Here is a 2,897-nt window from a genome sequence, read left to right as displayed (position 1 = left end):
CGGGTGGATGTAGCTCTCGTAGAGGACGCCCAGCACGATGTAGACGGCAATGATCGCCGCCAGAATCAGGTACGGCTCGTTTTTGAGCGAGGCCTGAAACGCTTGCGCGGTCCCCTGGAAGTTGCCTTGAATCGTGGGGGGCAAGCCGAGGTCATGGATGGCATCCTCGATTTCGTTGACGGCGTCGCCTAGCGCGGCTCCCACCTTCAGATTGAACGAGATGGTGATCGAAGGGAACAAGCCCGAGTGATTCACCGACAGGGCCGTCGTCGCGGGCTGATACTTGCTGATCGCGCTCAGTGGCGTCTCGGCCCCGGTGTTGCCGCGCACGTAGATGTACTTGAGCGCGTCGGGCGATTGCCAGAAGTCGGGATCGACCCCCATGACCACGCGATACTGGTTCAAGGGCTTGTACATGGTCGAGACTTGCCGCTGGCCAAAGGCGTCGTACAGCGCATCGTCGATCATCTGCTGGGTGATTCCCAATTGCGACGCCATCACGCGGTCGACGACGACCAGCGCTTGCATTCCCTTGTTCTGTTGATCGCTGCTGACGGCGGTGATCGAAGGAAGCTTGCGAAAGGCGGCGGCGACCTTCGGCCCCCAATCCAGTAGTTCGCGCAAGTGATCGCCACGGAGCGTGAATTGGTATTGCGCGGCGCTGGCGCGCCCGCCAATTCGCAAGTCCTGGGTCGATTGCAGCCGAAGCTCGCCGCCCGAGAGATTGTCGGCCCGATCGGTGATGCGCTTGATCACCTGGTCGGCGCTAAGTTGGCGCTGGTCCAACGGCTTGAGCGCGATAAACATCCGAGCCGAATTGGCCGATCCGTTCTGTGCTCCGGTGAACGCGGTCACGCCTTCGACGGCCGGGTCTTCGCTAATTAGCGCCACGTATCGAGTCAGCGTGTCGCGCATCGCCTGGAACGATGTGTCCTGGTCGGCCAGCAGATTGCCGACCAGGCGGCCGGTGTCTTGCTGGGGGAAAAAGCCTTTGGGCACGATCACATATAGATAAACCGTCAGGGCCAACGTCCCCACGGTAACCACGAAGGTAAAGAACTGATGCCTGAGTACCCAGCCCAGGCTCGCCTCGTAGACACCCAGAATCCAGTTAAACACGCCTTCGCTCGCGCGATAGAGCCAGCCGTGACGCTCTTCATCGTGCGGCTTGAGCATGGTGGCGCACATCATGGCCGTGGTGGTCAGTGAAATGACCATCGACACGGCGATGGCCACCGACAGCGTGACGGCGAACTCGCGGAACAGGCGGCCGATAATCCCGCCCATCAGCAGAATCGGGATGAACACCGCCACCAGCGAAACACTGATCGAAAGGACCGTGAAGCCGATTTCTTTCGCCCCCAGCAAGGCGGCGGGCAGCGGGCGCATACCCGCTTCGAGATGGCGCATGATGTTTTCGATGACCACGATGGCGTCATCGACGACAAAGCCGGTGGCAATGGTCAGGGCCATGAGCGACAGGTTGTTCAAGCTATACCCGCACAGGTACATCACGCCGAACGTGCCGACGAGCGAGACCGGTACGGCAATGCTGGGGATAATGGTGGCCCGCACGCTGCGCAAGAACACGAACACCACCAAGATCACCAGGGCCACCGAGAGGACGAGCGTGTACTGCACGTCCTCGACCGAGGCGCGGATGGTCGTCGTCCGGTCGAGCGACACCAGCAGGCGGATGCCGGCGGGTATCTCGGCCTGCAACTGGGGCAACAGCGCGCGGACCCGATCGACTGTGTCGATGATGTTGGCATTGGGTTGCCGATAGACGATCACGCTGATCGAGGGCCGGCCATTGAAATAGCCCGCCGCGCGAACGTCTTCGACCGAATCAGTCACCGTGGCGACATCCTCCAGTCGCACCGGCGCGCCGTTTTTATAGGCGACGATCAACGGGCGGTATTCCTTGGCTTCGAGCAACTGATCGTTGGTGTTGATCGACCAGCTTTGCTTATCGTCGGCGATTTGGCCCTTGGGACGATTGGCGTTGGCCGAGCCGAGCGCCAGCCGCACCGTATCGAGTCCCAGGGCAAAGTGATTCATGATCGTGGGATTGACGTCGACTCGCACGGCCGGAGCCGCGCCGCCGCCGACCAGTACCTGGCCCACGCCGCGCACCTGGGACAGTTTTTGTTGCAAGATGGTCGCGGCGGCGTCATGCATCTTGTCCTTGCCATAGGTCTCGGAGACCAAGGCCAGGATCATCACCGGCGAGTCCGCGGGGTTGATCTTGCGGTAGGTCGGATTGTTCGGCAGACTCGCCGGCAGCCGGCCGCGCGCGGCGTTGATCGCCGCCTGCACGTCGCGAGCCGCCGCGTCGATGTTCCGGTTCAGGTCAAATTGCAGCGTGATGCTCGTCGTCCCCAGATAGCTGGTCGACGTCATTTCGGTGATGCCGGCGATGCGGCCAAAGCTTCGTTCCAGCGGCGTGGCGACGGCCGAGGCCATCGTCTCGGGGCTGGCGCCGGGGAGCGCGGCCGAAACTTGAATGGTGGGGAAGTCAACTTGCGGCAGCGGCGCGACCGGCAGGAAGAAGTAGCCGAGCGCTCCGGCCAGCATGATCGCCGCCGTCAGCAGGGTGGTTCCGACCGGTCGATGAATGAACGGAGTCGACAGGCTCATGTCGCCTCCACGAGCGCTTCATCGCCGATTCTTTCATCGCCGTTTCCGATCCGCTTGGAAGTGAAGCCCAGCCAGCGGGCCAGCGAATCGAACGCCAGGTAAATCACCGGCGTCGTGTACAGCGTGAGGATCTGGCTGAAGATCAAGCCACCGATGATCGTAATACCCAGCGGCCTGCGCAACTCGGACCCGACGCCGGTCCCCATGGCCAGCGGCACCGCCCCCAACAGCGCGGCCATCGTCGTCATCATGATCGG

The 2,897-nt window shown here is 62.2% G+C and carries 1 protein-coding gene and 1 pseudogene (1 of these 2 running past the window's edge); both read right to left on the bottom strand.

The annotated features are described in order from the left end of the window. Positions 1-2,640 (bottom strand): efflux RND transporter permease subunit (locus JSS27_20560; protein MBS0211343.1); only part of this gene is annotated, 2,640 nt, incomplete at its 3' end. Further along, positions 2,637-2,897 (bottom strand): annotated as a pseudogene (locus JSS27_20555) (multidrug efflux RND transporter permease subunit); it runs 2,855 nt beyond the window's last position. The pseudogene JSS27_20555 and the gene JSS27_20560, both read right to left, overlap by 4 nt.

The sequence above is a fragment of the Planctomycetota bacterium genome, from assembly GCA_018242585.1.
GTDB lineage: Bacteria > Planctomycetota > Planctomycetia > Pirellulales > PNKZ01 > JAFEBQ01.
This window is presented reverse-complemented; position numbering and strand designations above follow the sequence as displayed.